General features: G+C 45.5%; 16 protein-coding genes and 1 pseudogene. All 17 read left to right on the top strand.

Annotated elements, in window-relative coordinates:
- Positions 1-65 precede the first annotated feature (65 nt).
- A pseudogene (locus ACSYSL_RS02920) lies at positions 66-254 on the top strand (YqgQ family protein); the annotation flags it as partial.
- 207 nt (positions 255-461) lie between these two features.
- Entirely contained in the window at positions 462-1418 is a 957-nt protein-coding gene (locus ACSYSL_RS02915; protein ID WP_029489969.1) for an ROK family glucokinase, read from the top strand.
- Between the two features lie 152 nt (positions 1419-1570).
- On the top strand, positions 1571-2143 hold the full coding sequence (locus tag ACSYSL_RS02910) for a RelA/SpoT-related domain-containing protein (protein WP_187753419.1): 573 nt from the start codon (positions 1571-1573) through the stop codon (positions 2141-2143).
- A 42-nt stretch (positions 2144-2185) separates the two neighbouring features.
- Positions 2186-2989: an NAD kinase gene (locus tag ACSYSL_RS02905; RefSeq protein ID WP_491709019.1), complete on the top strand. Its 804-nt coding sequence runs from the start codon at positions 2186-2188 to the stop codon at positions 2987-2989.
- A gap of 82 nt (positions 2990-3071) precedes the next feature.
- A complete protein-coding gene (locus ACSYSL_RS02900; RefSeq protein ID WP_010017839.1) occupies positions 3072-3977 on the top strand; it encodes an RluA family pseudouridine synthase in 906 nt (301 codons plus the stop codon).
- 70 nt (positions 3978-4047) lie between these two features.
- Positions 4048-5415 (top strand): magnesium transporter, encoded by a 1368-nt coding sequence (mgtE, locus tag ACSYSL_RS02895; RefSeq protein WP_491709018.1) that lies wholly within the window; start codon positions 4048-4050, stop codon positions 5413-5415.
- Between the two features lie 392 nt (positions 5416-5807).
- The gene (locus ACSYSL_RS02890; RefSeq protein ID WP_491709017.1) at positions 5808-7307 is read left to right on the top strand and encodes a reverse transcriptase/maturase family protein; all 1500 of its coding nucleotides are present in this window, start codon (positions 5808-5810) and stop codon (positions 7305-7307) included.
- A gap of 237 nt (positions 7308-7544) precedes the next feature.
- Positions 7545-7985 carry a hypothetical protein gene (locus ACSYSL_RS02885; protein ID WP_338342039.1) on the top strand — a complete coding sequence of 147 codons (441 nt, stop codon included), beginning with the start codon at positions 7545-7547 and terminating at the stop codon, positions 7983-7985.
- Positions 7986-8001: 16 nt separating this feature from the next.
- Entirely contained in the window at positions 8002-9642 is a 1641-nt protein-coding gene (locus ACSYSL_RS02880) for a GH25 family lysozyme (protein ID WP_491709016.1), read from the top strand.
- Between the two features lie 53 nt (positions 9643-9695).
- The gene (locus ACSYSL_RS02875) at positions 9696-12020 is read left to right on the top strand and encodes a GDSL-type esterase/lipase family protein (protein WP_491709015.1); all 2325 of its coding nucleotides are present in this window, start codon (positions 9696-9698) and stop codon (positions 12018-12020) included.
- 110 nt (positions 12021-12130) lie between these two features.
- A complete protein-coding gene (locus tag ACSYSL_RS02870) occupies positions 12131-13189 on the top strand; it encodes an acyltransferase (RefSeq protein WP_491709014.1) in 1059 nt (352 codons plus the stop codon).
- A 72-nt stretch (positions 13190-13261) separates the two neighbouring features.
- On the top strand, positions 13262-14704 hold the full coding sequence (locus ACSYSL_RS02865) for a flippase (protein ID WP_491709013.1): 1443 nt from the start codon (positions 13262-13264) through the stop codon (positions 14702-14704).
- Positions 14705-14765: 61 nt separating this feature from the next.
- Positions 14766-15398 (top strand): sugar transferase, encoded by a 633-nt coding sequence (locus tag ACSYSL_RS02860; protein WP_338342043.1) that lies wholly within the window; start codon positions 14766-14768, stop codon positions 15396-15398.
- Positions 15399-15423: 25 nt separating this feature from the next.
- Positions 15424-16047 (top strand): YveK family protein, encoded by a 624-nt coding sequence (locus ACSYSL_RS02855; RefSeq protein ID WP_010017852.1) that lies wholly within the window; start codon positions 15424-15426, stop codon positions 16045-16047.
- A 9-nt stretch (positions 16048-16056) separates the two neighbouring features.
- Positions 16057-17451, top strand: coding sequence for a hypothetical protein (locus ACSYSL_RS02850; protein WP_491709012.1), 1395 nt, complete (start codon positions 16057-16059; stop codon positions 17449-17451).
- The gene (locus tag ACSYSL_RS02845) at positions 17448-18218 is read left to right on the top strand and encodes a DUF4422 domain-containing protein (protein ID WP_491709011.1); all 771 of its coding nucleotides are present in this window, start codon (positions 17448-17450) and stop codon (positions 18216-18218) included. The genes ACSYSL_RS02850 and ACSYSL_RS02845 overlap by 4 nt, the downstream gene beginning before the upstream one ends.
- Positions 18218-19408 carry a UDP-galactopyranose mutase gene (glf, locus tag ACSYSL_RS02840; protein ID WP_010017856.1) on the top strand — a complete coding sequence of 397 codons (1191 nt, stop codon included), beginning with the start codon at positions 18218-18220 and terminating at the stop codon, positions 19406-19408. Before ACSYSL_RS02845 ends, glf begins: the two co-directional genes overlap by 1 nt.
- The last annotated feature ends 35 nt before the right edge of the window (positions 19409-19443 follow it).

Here is a 19443-nt window from a genome sequence, read left to right as displayed (position 1 = left end):
TGCGCCTATAATAGCCGAAACGTATCGAAAGAAGCTCGTGTTTTGCAGAACAAAAGGAGCAAGCGGTGAAGAATTTCTACGATATTTTGCAGTATTTAAAGCGCTACGATGTCTACATCCATGTCGGGAAACGACTTTGGGATATCGAAGTGGCGGCACTCGAAGTGGATAATTTATACAAAGCCAAGGTGTTGTCCACAGCGGATTATCAAACAATGAAGATTATTTTGGCGAAGGAACACAAGGACGAGTTGGCTCGCAGCACGAACGCCACTGGTTTTGATGCCAAAGAGGGCTTGAAGACAACCCTTTCTGAGCAGGGCGTACGAGGGTAAAGCCCCGTCAGAAAGTTTTTGTAAACGCTTGCAAAGCTTTCCCGTCCTTTGTTAAAATAAAGTTGTAATTAATGAATATAGGAGGCGAACCCCAACTTGCCTTGGCCGGTGGGGCTAACGATCATCATGACAAAAGATAAATTAATTGGTGTTGACCTTGGTGGAACGACTATCAAGTTTGCAATTTTGACTGACCAAGGTGAGGTCCAACAGAAGTGGTCAATCCAAACGAACATTTTGGGCGATGGTAAGTACATCGTGCCGGACATCATCGATTCAATCAATCATCACTTGAACTTGTACCAATTGGATCGCGAACGCATCATTGGAATTGGAATGGGTACTCCTGGAACGGTTGACCGTGTGAACGGAACGGTTAAGGGTGCCTATAACCTTGGTTGGGCGAAAGAAGAAGCCGTTAAGGAACCAATCCAAGCAGGAACTGGTTTCGAATTGACCATTGATAACGATGCGAACGTTGCTGCCCTCGGGGAAGCCTGGAAGGGTGCCGGTAACAACGACGCCGACGTTTCCTTCATCACGCTTGGAACGGGTGTTGGTGGTGGTTTGGTTGCAAACAATGAATTGATTCACGGCGTTGCCGGTGCCGGTGGTGAAGTTGGCCACATCATTGTTGAACCAAACGGTTACTTGTGTACTTGTGGTAACCACGGTTGCTTGGAGCAATATGCTTCCGCAACTGGGGTTGTCCACTTGGCTCAGGATTTTGCCGAACAATACGTTGGTGAATCCCGTTTGAAGAAGATGATCGATAACGGGGACGAAGTAACCTCAAAGATTATCTTTGACTTGGCTAAGGAAGGCGACTTCTTGGCAAACGAAACGGTTGACAAGTTGGCTTACTACCTAGGTTATGCCGCTGCAACGATTTCAAACATCTTGAATCCATCCGCCATTGTCATTGGTGGTGGGGTGGCCGCTGCCGGTGAATTCTTGCGCGAACGTGTCGAGAAGAACTGGTCGGTCTTTGCCTTCCCAACGGTTCGGACGTCAACACGTGTTAAGTTGGCTGAACTTGGAAACGATGCCGGTGTTATCGGTGCCGCTTCGTTGGCAAAATAAAGTTTAAAACGAATGATTGGCTCTTTTATGAGCCCAAAAGAGTAGCCAGTTGGCTACTCTTTTTCTGTCTTAGCCTAGTTAATGAAAAGATATGGTAAAATATAAAAGTATTGTGGCTTTATTTTGCCAAAAGGAGAGAAGGAGGCCGATTCGTGGAATGGGAGAAGTTTTTTGAGCCTTATGAACAGGCGGTAGCCGAGTTAAAAGTCAAGCTCGATTATTTGACGACTGGCCAAGTAAAAAGCGGTACACGTCCCGTTGAGTCCGTCACCGGCCGTGTCAAGTCGCAGGCCTCCATTGAAGAAAAAATCGTGCGTCGGCACCTGCACGAGGATCGGTTGGCCTTGGACTTGCAAGATATTGCCGGTTTGCGCATCATGACGAAGTACATTGATGACATCTATAAGGTCGTCGAATTACTCCGGAAGCGCACCGACTTTACCATCTTGGAAGAACGTGACTACGTGATGAACGCAAAACCATCCGGTTACCGTTCTTACCACATGGTGATTGAGTACCCCGTTTCACTGTATTCTGGGGAAACCAAGGTGCTGGCCGAGATTCAGATTCGAACGATGGCCATGAATTTTTGGGCGACGATTGAACATGATTTGAACTATAAGCATGGTGAGATTAAACCCGAAATGGCCGCGAAACTGGCTGACATTTCTGAGCAAACCTTTGCTCTTGAACAGGAATTATCCGAAATTAAAGAAATGGATTAATGGGGTTTTCCACCGTTGATTCATATCAAAGAAAGAAGTTCTATGAAAGTCGCACTCTATCACAACGACCAACAGCGGTCATTAAAAATTGTGAAAGAATTGAAAAAAGAGTTGGCCCAGCAAGGCATCGAACGCGATGATGCCCACCCTGACCTCGTGATTACAGTTGGGGGAGACGGGACGCTCTTGGGTGCCTTTCATGAATACATTGGGGTCAATCCCGACCTTCGTTTTGTGGGGCTGCACACGGGGCATCTTGGCTTTTATACCGATTGGCTCGGGAGTGAGGTGAGAGAACTCGTGGCTTCCTTGGTGAAGGACTCCGGGGAACGGGTTTCGTACCCCCTGTTAAAGATGACAACGACCCAAGCGGATGGCCGTCAGACGGAGTACTTGGCTTTGAACGAAGCCACGATTAAGCAGCCGATTGGCACGCTAGTGGCCGATATTTACCTGGGCGATCATTTGTTTGAGGGCTTTCGAGGCGACGGCGTGGCCATTGCGACACCGACAGGTTCCACAGCCTACAACAAGGCGAACGGCGGGGCGGTTTTGCACCCCTCCATCAAAGCCATTCAGATGTCAGAAATTGCTTCAATCAATAACCGGGTCTTTCGTACCTTGGGGTCACCCCTCATCGTGCCGACTGGTCAGACAATTACCGTGAAGCCAAAGCACCAGTCGTTCTTGATTACCTGCGACCAATTAGAAATTCTGGCAGAAGACGTGGTTTCGGTTACCTTCGAAGTGGCCGAAACGATGATTCACTTTGCTTCCTACCGCCATTTGGACTTTTGGTGCCGGGTGCAGGAAGCCTTCATTGCCGACAACGCTTTGGACGAGTGATGGCTAGCTGCCCAATCGCCGTACCATTAATTTTTGAAAGGAAGGGCCAGTGCCGCTAATCCGGCTGGTCGAGTAGCAAAGCATGAAATTTTCTTGGACCTATGAAGGGGATGAGGACCGTAAGGTTCGTTCTTTTCTCCAAAGTCATGGTGTTTCCCACCGCATGTTTTCACAGATGAAACACAACGGCGGCGCCATCTTAGTAAACGACAAGCAGGTCTACACGTCCGATTATATTAAGAAGGGGGATGTTGCCACCATCATCATGCCGGTAGAACAGGGCAACGATCTGGTGGTGCCAGACTTTGACCCCATCCAGGTGATTTATGAAGACGACCACTTTTTAGCCGTGGATAAGCCCTACGGGGTGACCACCGTACCGGGGCACGCCGACCGATTGCATACTTTGGTTAACAAAGTCAAAGGCCACCTCATTGACGAGGAAGCAGAGGATTTGGTGCCACACGTTGTCACTCGTTTGGATCGGGATACCTCGGGTATCGTCTTACTGGCTAAGCACCGCTTTGCCCATGCAGTCTTGGACCAGCAGCTCCAAGACCATTCGGTTGAAAAGTTTTACACGGCCTATGTCTCGGGAATTTTGCCAGATGACCATGGTATCATCGAGGCACCAATCGGTCGTCTCGAGGGTGACTTTATTAAGCGAACGGTAACCGAGGACGGCAAACCATCGAAGACGGAATACTGGGTGGAGCAGCGCTACGAAAAAGACCCCGAGCATCCCATGACCCGTGTTAAAGTCCAGCTGCATACCGGACGAACACACCAGATTCGTGTGCATTTCAAGCACATTGGTTTCCCCTTGGTGGGCGATGATCTTTACGGGGGGCCGCTCTGGTACGGCTTGAAGCGCCAAGCTTTACATGCTTATCAGATGGCTTTCTATGATCCTTTTGCCGAAGAAACAAGGCACCTGCAGACTGATCTGCCGGAGGACTTGGTGGCGTTAAAGGGAGTCGAAGATTGATTCTTCGAGATAAAAAAGAAATGAGTGGAAAGGTTGCGAGAAGGGCAACCTTGAAAGGAACAACGAAACGATGGAACAAGATAATGACCAGCAATTAAAGGAAACGGTTCATGATTTAGTGAATTTAATCAATTCCGGTCAAGATGACGAATTCATGAATCGCTTTACGAACTTGCACGACTTTGAAAAGGGGCAGGTTTATGCCGCCATGCCCGAAAACATTCGTGAAGTCGCTTGGCGCATTATGGATGATGAAACGCTGGCAACGGTTTTTGATAATTTGGAAGTGGATCCAGAAGAAATCGTGGAGCTTCTGGAAGAGATGCCCGCACAAAAGGGTGCGGATATTCTCGTTGCCATGTTTGCCGATAACGAAGCCGACTTGTTGCAGGCCATGCCAGCCCGTAAGGTGGCCAATTACTTAGCCTTGATGCCAGCGGACGAAGTGAAGGAAGTCAAGCAGCTCATCAACTACGACGATGAAACGGCCGGGGCCTTGATGGCCACGGAGTATTTGGCCGTTAAAAAGTCCGAAAAAGTCAAGGATGTTTTGATTCAGGTTAAGAAGCAGGCCGAAGAGGCCGAATCAATCATTTACGTGTATGTTGTTGACGAAGAACACCGGTTGATTGGGGTGGTGTCACTGCGTGATTTGCTAACACATCCGGACGACATGACCATTGATTCCATCACCAATACCCGTGTCATTTCCGTTAAGGCCGATAGCGACCAAAAAGACGTGGCCCAGGTTGTTGCGGATTATAACTTCTTTTCCGTACCCGTCATTGATGACGAGAAGCACCTGCTCGGCATCATTACCGTTGATGACATCGTTGACGTTATTGATGAAGAAGCCGTTGGTGATTATTCCGGCCTAGCAGCCGTGGATGTTTCGGATACGGATGATTCGGCTTGGCACTCCGCGGTTAAGCGAATTCCGTGGTTGTTGACTTTGTTGGTTCTTGGTTTGGCCTCAACCGTCCTGGTTGGCCTCTTTGAGCACACCATTCGTCAGGCGCCAATCCTAGCGGCTTTCATCACCATTATTGCTGGTACTGCGGGTAACGCCGGTACCCAGTCGTTGGCCCTGGCTATCCGTCATTTCGGAAACGGTTCCGACCGTTCAGGTTTCAAGAACCTGTTGTCTGAATTCATTTCAGCCATTGTTTTGGCCCTTATTGGTGGTGTTGTTCTTTATGCCGTCACCTTGTTCTGGCAAGGGAACCAAAGCCTAGCCATGGCTGTTGGTCTGTCTTTGGCCCTCTCAATCTTGGCCTCTTCCGTTCTGGCTCACTTAGTACCCGCTCTTTTGAACCGGGTCAACGTCGATCCGGCCATCGTGAACGGTCCCTTGGTTGCCACGGTCTGTGATTGGGCATCCATTTTAATTTATTTCAGCATTGCCACGGCCATGTTGTCACAATTTGTGGGAAAGTAAAATGAATTGATAAAGTAAAAAAAATATTGTACAATTTGTTCACCTAGAGTCGCCAGGTAAAAGGCTCTAGACATATTGATACACCTGTTCTCGCATGGATGCAATTAATCCTTTCGTGTGAGTAATAAAGATGGATATGATTATCAGTGAGACAAATACCATAATGGTTGTACGGTTTGCTGTTGTCATGAATATTGATAGGTTAATTGCCTTGTCAATACCATTATACTAATAGTAACCGGAGCTTATGCTCTAGAAATTTAATACAAGAAATCTTTTAATTGTCCGATTATACTTCTGGCGGTAATTTCGGCTAAGGATTATAGCACCGATACTGAGGTCTGTTACTGGCTATTGACGTATGTCTGGTGCTTTTTGTATTTGGAGAGAAAATGATTGAAGATGTGTTTTATCATAAGGTAAGTAAGAATTATCATCATATCGATTTTCCTCTGTCAAAAGAAGAAGCTAAAAAATTTCAATTATCTTTGAAAGAATGGAATAATATAGGTGCTCACAGATACTTACCAGTACTACAATATGATAACCATATTGAAAAATACCCTGATGGAAAAAAGAAAAAAGTTAAGACTAGAACAATTTCACTAGTTTCCCACCACGATACGGGTGTATACGCACTCTTTGCAGAGCTTTTGAATGATAGATATAATCAATTTATGAAAAATAACGGGATTGATGATGTTTCTGTTGCCTATAGGACTGTTGGTGGAAAATCTAATATAACCGTTGCTAATGAAATGTTTCGATATATTGATCAGCAAGAAGAAAGTTGGGTGTTTAAAGGAGATTTCAAGGGTTTTTTTGATAATCTGAATCATGTCGTTTTGAAACAGAATTTCAATAAGGTGATTGGTTCCTGTAAAAGTTCTGAAGAATTATTAGCTTGGAGAAAAATGATAATGAAATTATGTAGCTTCGAATATATTGACGAAGCAAATTTCTTATCATGTTATTATTCTCAAGGTTATAAGCTGGTTCGGCGTGGGGGACAGAGCGCCTTTTTTCCTGATTTAAAATCATATGGAAAATTCATCAAAAAGAATGAAGAGTTAGTTTTTAGAAATAGTAAAAGAGGTATACCGCAAGGGACACCAATTAGCGGAGTAGCTGCAAATGTTTATATGATTAATTTTGACAACGAAGTTACTCAGATAGTTAGCAGGGTGGGGGGAGTATACAGAAGGTATTCGGATGACTTTATCATAGTAATTCCTAAAAAATATATATGTAAGAATGAATTCACTCAATTAGCATCACAAATAGTTGAAATGAGTGAAAATCTGGTCCATCTTACCATTGAAGATCATAAGACTAAAAAAATTTATGTTTCTAATAATAACGTTCAAAAATTGAATGGTAAAGAAACGAGTTTGGATTACTTGGGTTTCACTCTGTATAATAATACGGTTTCATTTCGTCCTAAAAGTATTTATAAGTTTCTCTATCGTGGGAAGCGATTTGTGCTTTCTGCGCAAATTGCTCAAGAAACTTATGAAATTTTAAGACAATTAAAGAAAAGAACTAATGGGTCTCTTTTATCGTTGGGTAAAACAAATTTATGGGAATTTGTTCGTAAAAAGCAATCTGCTCAAAAAATTTTTGATTCTAATAAGAAAAAGCAGGAAGCAGACCAAAATAGGGTCTGGCACATTGCTCAGCGTGCTGATAAGGGGATGGGATTACCAGAGGTAAAAAAGAGTCAGATAAGATATCTTTGGAATACAGATAGGTCGAACCCGAGAGAGTCATTTGGATCATATGTAAAGTTGGCGACTAAAATATTTAGTGAAAAACAAGGATATGCCTCAAAATATAAAATTAATTTTGAAAAACAAGCAAGTAAAGCCAGAAGGAAATTCGGTAAGAGATAATTGTATTCACGTTAAAAAATCAAAAATTAATTTTCCAAATATAAAGAACAGGATGTTGAGGCCTGTTCTTTTTTTGTACCCAATTTCTAAGTAAACCGAAAATAATATAAAGCAATTTGAAAATTTGTCCTAATCGACTGAAAAACATGAAAAATCCGAATATTTCCTGTAAAATTAAGGTGTATTTAATCTGGTGCAGTCCGTCATAAATGAACACACAGAAGATTGGAGAAACACATGAAAAAAATCATTATTTCCTTAGCAGCATTGGTAGCTGCTGGATTGGTTGTCTGGGGTGCGTTTGCACTAGGAACGAACCATGATTCAAGCAAGAGCAACGATTCTTCGAGCTCTTCAAAGGTCGTTTCAAGTAAAAAAACAAAGAAATCCACGAGTTCGTCTGCTAGTTCCTCAGCTAGTTCGTCATCAAGTGCGAGCGCACAGTCTTCAACTGCCTCCTCTAGTTCGAGTGAAAAGCACACGGCTTTTGGTGGACAGGGTGCTGCCCAACCAAGTACGCCAAGCCAAGATCAGGTGAACGATGCAACAACGCAGTTGCGTAACGCTGGTTTCCCGGTCGATCAGTGGGCCCCATCAGATATTGAAAAAATTGTTTCGGAAGCCAAGCAACAGGGTGTGTCTGTTGTTGACTATGCGAAGCAAAATTACCACCAGTAAAAAGGATTTTAGATAAATGAATGTGAAACACGCACTATTAACATTAACGGCCGTTTCGGCCTTTGGTTTGGCCGCTGGACAAGCCCAATCACAACATTTGGTTTCAGCTGCAGATGTTGAGCAAGTGACTGCTGGACAGTCTGGCTTGCCACGGATGGACGCCGTTGACATTGCTTCCTACCAGGGAAATTTGACGGTTGATGACTTTAAGAAGATGAAGGACCTTGGAATTACCGGGGTAATCGTGAAGTTAACGGAAAGCACGACCTACACCAACCCATTTGCCGCTACGCAGGTGGCCAATGCACGGGCAGCTGGGATGAAGGTTTCCGCTTACCATTTCTCCCGCTATGCTAACGAAGATCAAGCTCGCGCAGAAGCAAACTACTTTGCCGATGCAGCCAAGAACCTTGGTTTTGCTTCATCTGATGTTTTGATTGATGATTTGGAAGCTTCCGGAACGAAAGTCGCCTCTGTTTCATCCAACGCCCGGGCCTTTAACAACCAGTTACAGTCCCGTGGCTTTACCAATCCATCCCTTTATACCTATGTTTCGTATAAAAACGAATTGAATTTGGATACATCCTTTGTGGATAACCAGCATATTTGGATGGCCCAGTATCCTTTCGAACCATCAGCTGACCATATCTGGAACACAGAATACGGGATGTGGCAGTGGTCATCAAACGTGAAGATTCCTGGTGTTTCTGGAACCTTTGATGTTTCGATGGACTTTACCAAGCTCGCTTCTGCCGGATCAGGAACAACGGTCAATCAATCAGCCGTGGCAACACCAACGGCTGCGACGGTGGACAAGAAGTCCGGTTATCTCTTTGATGAATCTTCGAATGGTTGGCGCTGGTTTGAAAATGGTCAGTTATTCACTGGCTTCAAATGGTATGCCGACACGTTCTACTGGTTTGAAAACGGTGTTCGTTCGAACAATGCTTGGCACGAGGCTTGGGGGAACACTTACTACACCGATGCCGATGGTCGTGCTGTTCAAGGACTACAAACAATCGGTGATAAGCGTTATTACTTCGGTGATGATAACAGCTTTACGCTTCGTAAGAATCAGACCTTTACCGTTAACGGTCAGCAGTATCACTCGGATGCAAACGGCGTGATTACGAACTGGAGTGGCTACATCTATGACGGTTCCTCACAAAACGGTGGCTACCGTTGGTACGAAAATGGTGAACTCTACACTGGTTTCCGTTTCTACACAGGAACCTACTACTGGTTCATCGATGGTGTCCGCCAAAACGCTGGTTGGCGTCAGGCCTGGGGTTACACTTATTACACGGATAACGATGGCCGTGCCGTACAGGGTAACCAGGTGATCGATGGTAAGGTTTACAACTTTGGTAACGATGACACCTTCTACGAACGTCCGGTTCAAGGATACGTTTGGGATGGCTCCGCAGAAAACGGTGGCTACCGTTGGTATGAAAACGGTCAGCTCTTTACTGGTTTCCGTTACTACACAGGAACTTACTACTGGTTCATTGACGGGGTTCGTCAAAACGCTGGTTGGCGTGAAGCATGGGGTTACAAGTACTACACGGATAACGATGGTCGTGCCGTACAGGGACATCAGACGATTGATGGACAGTCCTACTACTTCGGAAATGACGGAACGTATTACCTCCGTTAAGTTCGGTGAGTCGTCTTTTTCCGGACGACTTTTTATTGAAAAGAGAAGAGACAATGAGACTTAAAATGTACAAAAGTGGTAAAAGCTGGCTAATTGCTTCCGCAGCAGCAGTCGCTTTGACCATGACGTTATCCACAACGGCAGTTCACGCTGATCAGGCTGGTAACCAGGGACAAACGACGCAGGCAACGAGCAATCAATCGGCTATCTCCGACCAGCAAACGACACAGGCATCCAATAATCAAAACACTGGCTCTAACCAGCAAACGACCAATTCAGTTGATCAGAACCAAGCAGCCGATTCAACTAACCAAGAAAACAAGACAAACGAAACGGTTAAGAATGGCTTAATTAAGGATGGCCAACGCTACCAATACTTTGTCAATGGTGTTCAACAGAAGAATAGCTGGTATACCGATGCACAAGGTCAGGCCTACTACTTTGGGTCCGATGGTAATGCCGTTTCAGGTTGGCAGACAATTGGTCAAAAGCTGTTTTATTTTGGGGATGATGATACCTACACAAAGCGAGTTAATCAAGACATTGACTGGCAAAATGTTCGTTACCACATCGACCAAAATGGTGTGGCCGAAAAAGTCGATGGCTTGGTCGATGACGGTGCCGACCGTTACTGGTTCATTGAAGGAGTGAAGCAGACCAACACATGGGCAACCCAGGAAGACAAGACCTTCTACTTTGGGGCCGATGGAAAAGCCGCTACCGGCTGGTTAAACACCAATGGGAATCTTTACTTCTTCGGAAACGATCACGTCTTGGCTATTAATAGTGACCACCAGTACGATGGTGTGACTTATCATTCGAACCAATACGGCGTTGCCAACCCCAAGAATGGTGTCCTCTGGGGATTTGGTGATTCAACAACGGCAGGTTGGAATCCTTACAACGATGGTAGTCAGTCTTATGATCACTACGCCGCTAAGGATACGGATAAGCTTTTCATTAACGTTTCTGCCCACTCTGGTACCTTAATTGAAAACGATATGGATTGGATGACGGACGAAGCCATTAACTTGGCCCAGTTCAAAAACGCCACCGATATTGTGATTGGGATGGGTGTCAATGACGTGAACAACGGTGACGACCGTGTGTTGAACACGGTCATGGCTATTTTTAAGCGTAATATTGAACGTCTGCACATGGCCAATCCTAATGCGCGAATTTTCGTTCTTTTGCCACAGGGAAACTATTTGAATGGTAAGACGAGTGATACGCCTGGAAACGGTGGCTATTCATTGAATGACCTGCGTGCTGCCGAACGTCAAGTGGCCCAGGACATGGGGGCTGTCGTGATTGATGCTGGCATCGTTAATGATGCCAACCACAGCACGACTTTGCCTGATGGTGTTCACCCAACAAACGTTGTTTATCAAGAAATCGGTCAAAAGATTGCCGATTCAATGACGAATAACCAGTCAAACAACTTCCGGACAAACAATAATAACTATGACTTAGGAAACGTTTCCGGTTATGTGAACACGATGAGTGGTTGGCGCTGGCTCCAAAACGGCCGTGCGTACACTGGCTTCCAATTCTATACAGGCACTTACTACTGGTTCCAAAACGGGATTCGGTCAGAAAATGCTTGGCACGAAGCATGGGGAAACCGTTACTACACGGGTAGCGATGGTCGGGCCGTGCAAGGATGGCAAACCATTGACGGAAAGCGTTACTACTTTGGTGACGATAATACCTTCGAAGTTCGTAAAAACATGGAAGTAACCATTGATGGTCAGAAGTATAAGACGGATGATCAGGGCGAATTAAAGCCATGGGCTGGCTATATTTTTGATGGTTCATCGCAAAACGGTGGTTACCGTTGGTACGAAGATGGCCAGCTATACACGGGATTCCGCTACTATGCCGGGACTTACTACTGGTTCATTAACGGGGTTCGCCAAAACGAGGGTTGGCGTCAGGCCTGGGGTTACACGTACTGGACGAACATTGATGGTCGTGCTGTGCAAGGATGGCAGACAATTGATGGTCAGAAGTACTACTTCGGCGATGACGGCACGTATTACTCTCGTAAGGGGCAGCTCGAAACCATTGACGGTCAAACCTATAAGGCTGACGATGATCGGGGTGCCATGATGCCATGGACGGGCTACATTTGGGATGGTTCGTCACAAAACGGTGGTTACCGCTGGTATGAAGATGGTCAACTCTTTACAGGTTTCCGTTTCTATACGGGGACTTTCTACTGGTTCATTAACGGTGTTCGTCAAAATGAAGGTTGGCGCCAAGCCTGGGGCTACACTTATTGGACAGACATCGACGGTCGTGCGGTTCAGGGTGAACAAACGATTGATGGCAAGCATTATTACTTCGGTAATGACTACACGTACTATCTTCGTTAAAAATAAAGATTTATTTAAAAAGGAAGGGTTTCTCTCTGAGAAGGCCTTCCTTTTTAATCTTTCCTTGTAAAATAGGGTAAAATACAAGTATCGGACAATTTTTATTTGAAATGTTAGGATTAAATGTCATCATGAAACGCTATTACTATATGGATGTTTTGAATATTTTCGCTACTTTCGCAGTGGTGATGCTTCATTCGACTGGCTATGCTTTTTGGAACGTGGGGGATGCACCATGGCGTGAAGCGGTTGTGCTACAGGTTCTCTTTATCTTTGCGGTGCCGGTTTTCTTCATGATTTCGGGTGCCAACTTATTGGATTACCGGTTAAAAGAAGAAACGTCATCCTTTTTTAGGAAGCGTCTGCACCGGATAGCCATTCCCTTTCTTTTTTGGACAATCGTTTGGTTTATCTATCAAAACATGCAGGAATGGCACCATCCCTGGTCGAGCTGGCATACTTATGCTCGGCTGTTCAATGGCTTGATGCATAATTCCGTCCAGCCAATTTTTTGGTTCTTTTACATTATCATTGGCTTCTACTTATCGGCTCCCTTGTTAACGAAGATTTTCACGGTTGATAATAAGGCGCTCGTGCAGTACCTGATTGTGCTAAACCTGATCATTAATGGGGTGATTAGCTATTACTACCAGGTGAAACAGCAAGACGACTTTGCCCTCATCGGTGGGTTCAGTATTGGGTTATCAGGCTCCATCGTTTTCTTTGCGATTGGTTGGTATCTCAAACATTTTCCTTTGGCTAAACGTCAGACGCACCTGCTGACCATTGCGGGCTTGCTTTCCGTTGTCATCATGATTGTGGCAACGATTGTTCTCTCTGATCGACGGGGACAATACCAGCATCAGGTTTACACAATTTGGGGAATCTTTGGTATCACTTGGTCCGTTGCGGTCTATAATTTATTCCAGCGTTGGTTGATTAATTTCCAACCGAAGCCACGCTTGGCTCGCCTATTGAAGAACGTGGCGGGTGCCTCACTCGGTGTCTATGTCATTCATGACTTTTTTATCGACACTATTAGTCGACAAGGCTTCCTTAAAAATGGTTCACCAGAACAATTCTATGGCATGCCAGTGCTCGTCTGGTTACTATCTGTGCTCCTGGTTTTGCTGATTAAAAAGATACCGCTTTTAAAAGAAACGGTGTAAAGTAATTTTTGTTACGACTAATGAAAAGTCATAAAGTAGCACTGTCTACCCAAAATAATAGGTGAAATTTTCATGCAAGTTGCTAAAAACTATCTTTACAACGCGGCTTATCAGCTGCTAAACATTATCGTTCCCATCATTACCTTACCTTATTTGGCACGTGTGCTTGGTAAGGATGGTGTGGGAATTGCTTCCTGGACAAATTCGCTGGTTACGTATTTTTTGTTGATTGCGTCATTAGGAATCGTGACCTATGGATCACGTGAAATTGCCTATGTCCACGAGGACGAAGCCCTTCGCCAAAAGAAATTTTGGGAAATCCAGACCATTCATTTTTTGGCTGGTGGTCTTGCAATCATTCTCTACATTGTCTTTATCTATGCCGGTGGGGCAATGAACAGTCGGATTGAGCATTACCAGCTCTTTCTTTGGTATCAAATTTGGGTGATTTTCTCCGGAATCTTTGACATTTCCTGGTACTTCATGGGCTTGGAAGACTTTAAGAAGACCGTTCTGCGAAACATGTTGATTAAGCTGTTGATGACGGCGTTAATTTTCATTATGGTGAAGACGCCAAACGACGTTGGGGCTTATATTTTGCTGTTGGCCATTTCGCAGGTTGTCGGGAACCTGTCCATGTGGTTCTACCTGATTGGTAAGTTTAAGCTACCAAAACTGTCTTCACTTGACTTGAACATTCATTGGAAGCCGGTCTTTCTCATGTTCTTGCCAACCATTGCCACACAGATTTACCTGCAACTAAACAAAACGATGCTGCCCTTCATCACGGGTTCAACAGCGTCGTCCGGAATTTACGATAACGCCGACAAGATTATTAAAGTCTGTCTGGCACTGGTCACTTCGGTGGGGATGGTGATGCTGCCCCGGATGTCGGCTCACTTTGCCGCTGGCGAACACGATCAAATGAAAAAAGCCATTCATTCGTCCATGGACTTTGTGTCGGCCATCGCCATCCCACTGGCAGCGGGGATTGCTGCCGTGGGGCCAACGGCCATGCTCTGGTTCTTGGGAAAGTCCTGGGGCGAAGTGGGAACGGCTTTGGTCTTGCTGACACCAATCATCGTCTTTATTGGCTGGTCAAACGTGATTGGCAACCAATTCTTGATCCCAACCAAGCGTTTAAATGACTACACTTGGTCCGTGACATTTGGCGCCTTGCTGAACATTTTGTTAAACTTCTTCTTCATTTATTTGTGGGGAGTGGCCGGGGCCGCGATTGCAACGGCTTTGTCTGAATTGGCGGTGATTGGCTACCAGCTTGTGGTCACCCGACATGACATGGCCGTCTGGGCGCACTTTACCGGTATTTGGCGCTACTTGTTGGCATCGGCCATCATGTATGGTGTTGTCACTGCCTTTGTCTCAACACATGGCATTGGCATTGTCTCAACAGCCGTTGAAAGTCTGATTGGAATCTTGGTATACCTCCTGGTCTTGCTCTTGCTCCGGGCGCCAATTCTTAATCAGCTCTTAAAACGCACAATCTTCCGCTAATTCTCCCTTTCTGGTATAATTAGCGGTTGTGAACAAAAATAATTAAACGGAGGATGGGGCAGTGAAGAAGCTCTTGTTCTATCGTCTTCCCAAACGTTTATTAGATATTGTGGTGTCCATCGTCGCATTGGTGGTTCTTTCACCGATTTTTCTTATAATCGCGCTCTGGATTAAGTTTTCAGAGGGGACGTCGCATGTTTTCTATAGCCAAGACCGCGTTGGTCAAGGTGGGAAACATTTTAAAATATACAAATTTCAATCAATGGTCGATAATGCGGATGAGATTTTGAAATCAAATCCTGAACTTTATCAAAAATTTGTCGATAACGGCTATAAGTTGCCGACAAAGGAAGACCCACGAATTACCAAAATTGGAGCAATCCTGCGGCGAACTTCGTTGGATGAACTTCCTCAATTTGTTAATACATTGATAGGTAATATGTCCATTATTGGTCCTCGACCAGTCGTGGAAAAAGAACTGGTTGAATATGGTAGTCCGGAACGGATTAAAAAGTTTCTATCGGTCAAGCCTGGTGTCTTTGGTCTTTGGCAAGCATCCGGTCGGTCAAACATTGGCTACCCTGAACGTGCTCAAATTGAGCTGGATTACGTTGATCGGGCGAACCTTGGTTTGGACTTTAAGATTATGTTTTTGACAGTCATTGCCATTTTTAAAGGGGACGGCGCTTACTAAAGTGTCTAGAAATAGGAGATACAAAATGGAATTTTCGTTAACGAACTTGTTAAAGCGTTTTATCCGCTACAGCTGGGTCATCGCTTTGATGATGATTATCTTTGCGGGGGCGGGGTTTGCCTACGCCAAGTCTGGTAAGACCATTACGAACTATTCGGCTTCGCGTGATGTCTTAGTGGCCAAGGACAACACGAACGTCAAGGATCCAAATTCCCGTTTCCTGGCTGACAAGTCCATGATTGCCACCTATGAAAAGATTGCTCAAGACGACGCCATCGTTTCGGCTGTCAAGGATGCCTTACCATACAAGTTGTCCAAGTCTGATATTTCCACTGCTGTCAAAGTTGATAACCCAACAGACACGTTGATGCTATCCTTTAAGGCAACGGGCGCAAGCACTTACAAGGCCAAAACGTTGGTTAACGTTTATGCCCAGACTTTTGCCGAAATGGGACCAAAGCTTTACCCTGATATGGCACAGCCTGAATTGATGTCAAAGGCAACTGGTTCCGATGTAACCAAGTCAGCCTTTAAGTCAGCCAAGAAGTTGACGCTCTTTGGTGCCGTGCTCGGTCTTGTTTTGTCAGCCTTTGGTATCATGGTGGCTGGTATTCACGCTAACTACCGTCAAGCAAAGAAGCAGGGATAAGTTTGCCACATGGTTAATTTTCTTCTTCCAATTACATTTTTTTCGAAGAATTATACCAATTCTTTGGCAGAGACCACCGCAATGGTGGCTTTTCCTGTATTTATTCTGATTATTCTCTTACAGCTGTACCGATTTCCCAATCGGTTAGCGAGCATTCGTCCTTCGAAAAGCGCACTCTACATGGGCATTTTCGTTTGGGCTGTTCAGCTGCTGGTCATGCTCCGTTCCTACGGACAAACAGGTGAAAGCCAGTTAACGTCTGGGCTTTTGCACACGGTCATCGTTTTGGCTGGTTGGACGGCAACGGTTTACGTTGCCTGGGCCGTTATTCAAGTAACGGTCATTAGCGAACGTGATGAGAAGGTCTTTATTAAATCTGGGTTGATTGCACTCTTTTTCTACCTTCTCCTTGTGGTCCTACCGCAGGTGATGGTGACCATCGGTCTTCACCGCTTGGACCACTACGTGAACGTCATTGCCAAAGTCTTTGAACGGCATTGGAAGATGCACGGGCAGGGCTATAACTTTTATGCCAATGGTTCTTATGCTACGACGGAAAACCGTGTGAACGGCTTTGAACCTGAAGCGGCCTTTCTTGCCAATTTATTGGGCGTGACTTATTTGCCCATTTTGATCGGGTTAACGACCACCAAGCAAAAGATTTGGAACTGGACAAAGACCCGTTGGGCCGCTGTGTCGTTGAACGTTTTCTTTGCCTTCGTTCTCTTCGTGGTGCTGTTATTGGCGAAGACGACCACTGGCATTTTGACCGCGGTCATTGCCTACTTGCTCTGGATTGTTTGGGCAAAGGGCGGACAGCGTTACTTCCTGGTCGCGATGGCGTTTACTGGTGTCGCCGTGCTGGCCTTGGCCTACTTGAAAGTCCCAACGATCCACAACTTGCTCAACCAGTTCCTTTTTGCAAAGGGGGGAACTGATAACCGCTTAGGTGGAACAATTGGTCTCTTGTTGACCTTCGTTACCCATCCCTTGGTGGGCGTTGGTTATGGCTTTACTTCGTATTACATTATTCAAAATGTGCCAGAAGCAACGACGCACAACTTTGAATTTCAACAGGTATACTCACAGTATGGTTACCCAAACCTTTCGGACTTCTTGGGTTGGTTTGCCGCCTTTGGTTTAATTATCATGGTTCCCGCCTTCTTCCTACTTTTCCGCCTGGTAGCCCGTACGTACTTTGTTAAGTACCGCCTGGCCTACTTGGCTTTGTCGGATGAGGAAAAGTCGTGGAGTCGCGCTCTGATCATTGCCTTTCTGACGATGATCGTGTTGGCAGCCTTCTCATCAATTTTCGTGATTCAGGTCTTTCTTTGGCCTTACCTGTTGATGTTTTTCTTCTACCGTAAGCACATACTGCGTCTTGAACAGGAGATACAAAAATGACGGTTTACGTAGCAACTCATAAAGTTTATGACATTCCATCGGATGGCTGCTACCAACCAATCATGGTTGGGTCAGCATTGCGAGAGTCCATTCCCGCGAATTATCTCCGTGATGATAGTGGGGAGAATATTTCCAAAAAGAATCCGAATTTCAACGAACTGACGGCCATTTATTGGGCCTGGAAGAACAGTCAGTCGGACATCGTCGGGCTGATGCATTACCGCCGGTACTTGGGGTTGAAGAAATCCCATCTTCCAGCTGATCGTTTGACGAAGGCACAGATGGAAGCGCTCTTACGAAAGTACGACGTGATTTTACCCAAAGCCCGTAATTACTTCATTGAAAATCAGCGCAATCACTACCTGCATGCCCATGCCAACGAACCTTACTTCATCATGGAAAAGGTGATTCGTGATGACTACCCAGGCTTTTATCCAGCCTTTCAGGAAATGGAAAAGTCGACCAAGGCCCACCTCTTCAACATGTTTGTGATGAAGCGCGCGGTCTTTGATGATTACGCAACCTTCCTCTTTGGTGTTTTGGAAAAAGTCGAGCAACAGGTCGACTTATCCACACTCGAGGGGCAGGACCTGCGGGTCTTCGGCTTCCTCTCGGAACGTTTGATGGATACCTGGCTCCATACACGGGGTTATTCCTACGTGGAAGAGCCAGTCATCTCGTTGGACAAGACGAATTGGTTGGATAAGGGAACCCAGTTCCTGAAGCGAAAGTTTTTCCCTAACGCAAAGAAAAAGGTGCATTTCTAATGACTAACAAATTTAACACAAAGAACTACGATTACTTGATTGTCGGTGCCGGACCTTTCGGTATGACTTTTGCCTACGAAGCAGCTAAGCGCGGTAAGCGTTCATTGGTTGTTGAAAAGCGAGCCTTCATCGGTGGAAACACGCACACGCACGTGGAAGACGGTATCACGGTGCACGACTTTGGTGCGCACATCTTCCACACGGACAACAAGATGGTTTGGGACTACGTTCGTCAGTTCGCTGAATTCAACGGCTTCCAAAACCAGGTGATTGCCAACTACAACGGTAAGCTTTACAACTTGCCATTTAACATGAACACGTTCTACCAAATGTGGGGAACGAAGACGCCTGACGAGGCCAAGGCCAAGATTGAAGAACAAAAGGCTGCCGCTTTGAAGGAATTGGGCGATCGTCAACCACGTAACTTGGAAGAACAAGCCATTTCATTGATTGGTACAGACATCTACAAGGCCTTGATTAAGGGCTACACGGAAAAGCAGTGGGGCCGTAAGGCAACGGAATTGCCAGCCTTCATCATCAAGCGTTTGCCAGTTCGTTTTATTTACGACAACAACTACTTTAACCACCGCTACCAGGGAATTCCTGTCGGTGGATACACGCAAATCTTTGAGCACATGGTTGAGCGGGCCGACGGCTTGATTGACGTCATGACGAATACGGATTTCTTTGACCACAAGGATGAATTCTTGGCGGAATTCCCGAAGGTTTTGTACACGGGAATGATTGATCAGTTCTTCGATTACAAGCACGGTGAATTGGAATACCGTTCATTGCGCTTTGAATCTGAAACCATTGATTCTGATAACTACCAAGGAAACGCCGTTATTAACTACACGGATGCGGAAACACCATTTACCCGTCAAATGGAATGGCGTCACTTTGATGGCTTGGCCGACGAAGGAAAGACCATCATCACGCGTGAATACCCACAAGATTGGGACCGCACGAAGGAAGCTTACTACCCAGTTAACAACGAGAAGAACACGGAATTGTACAAGAAGTACGTCCAGGAAGCTCGTGAAAACGCCCCTGAAGTGATGTTTGGTGGTCGTTTGGGTAAGTACCGTTACTTCGACATGGATCAGGTCTTCAACGATGCCTTGAACACGGTTCGCCAAGAATTTGGGATCGATGACGACTTTAACTTTGCTCACGACGAAGTGAAGTAATCCGTTTTTAAATTTAAAAGTCACCAGCTGGTGAC

The sequence above is a fragment of the Fructobacillus sp. ESL1129 genome, assembly GCF_058507945.1.
Note: the sequence above shows the minus strand (reverse complement) of the source record. Positions and strands in the feature narration are given on the sequence as shown.

Bases quoted from the DNA above. Each gene is read 5' to 3' on its own strand.
- ACSYSL_RS02845 (WP_491709011.1), top strand. From the start codon at position 17,448: ATGACGGTTTACGTAGCAACTCATAAAGTTTATGACATTCCATCGGAT.
- mgtE (WP_491709018.1), top strand. From the start codon at position 4,048: ATGGAACAAGATAATGACCAGCAATTAAAGGAAACGGTTCATGATTTA.
- ACSYSL_RS02915 (WP_029489969.1), top strand. From the start codon at position 462: ATGACAAAAGATAAATTAATTGGTGTTGACCTTGGTGGAACGACTATC.
- ACSYSL_RS02880 (WP_491709016.1), top strand. From the start codon at position 8,002: ATGAATGTGAAACACGCACTATTAACATTAACGGCCGTTTCGGCCTTT.
- ACSYSL_RS02875 (WP_491709015.1), top strand. From the start codon at position 9,696: ATGAGACTTAAAATGTACAAAAGTGGTAAAAGCTGGCTAATTGCTTCC.
- ACSYSL_RS02900 (WP_010017839.1), top strand. From the start codon at position 3,072: ATGAAATTTTCTTGGACCTATGAAGGGGATGAGGACCGTAAGGTTCGT.
- ACSYSL_RS02905 (WP_491709019.1), top strand. From the start codon at position 2,186: ATGAAAGTCGCACTCTATCACAACGACCAACAGCGGTCATTAAAAATT.
- ACSYSL_RS02850 (WP_491709012.1), top strand. From the start codon at position 16,057: ATGGTTAATTTTCTTCTTCCAATTACATTTTTTTCGAAGAATTATACC.
- ACSYSL_RS02855 (WP_010017852.1), top strand. From the start codon at position 15,424: ATGGAATTTTCGTTAACGAACTTGTTAAAGCGTTTTATCCGCTACAGC.
- ACSYSL_RS02885 (WP_338342039.1), top strand. From the start codon at position 7,545: ATGAAAAAAATCATTATTTCCTTAGCAGCATTGGTAGCTGCTGGATTG.
- ACSYSL_RS02890 (WP_491709017.1), top strand. From the start codon at position 5,808: ATGATTGAAGATGTGTTTTATCATAAGGTAAGTAAGAATTATCATCAT.
- glf (WP_010017856.1), top strand. From the start codon at position 18,218: ATGACTAACAAATTTAACACAAAGAACTACGATTACTTGATTGTCGGT.
- ACSYSL_RS02865 (WP_491709013.1), top strand. From the start codon at position 13,262: ATGCAAGTTGCTAAAAACTATCTTTACAACGCGGCTTATCAGCTGCTA.
- ACSYSL_RS02870 (WP_491709014.1), top strand. From the start codon at position 12,131: ATGTTAGGATTAAATGTCATCATGAAACGCTATTACTATATGGATGTT.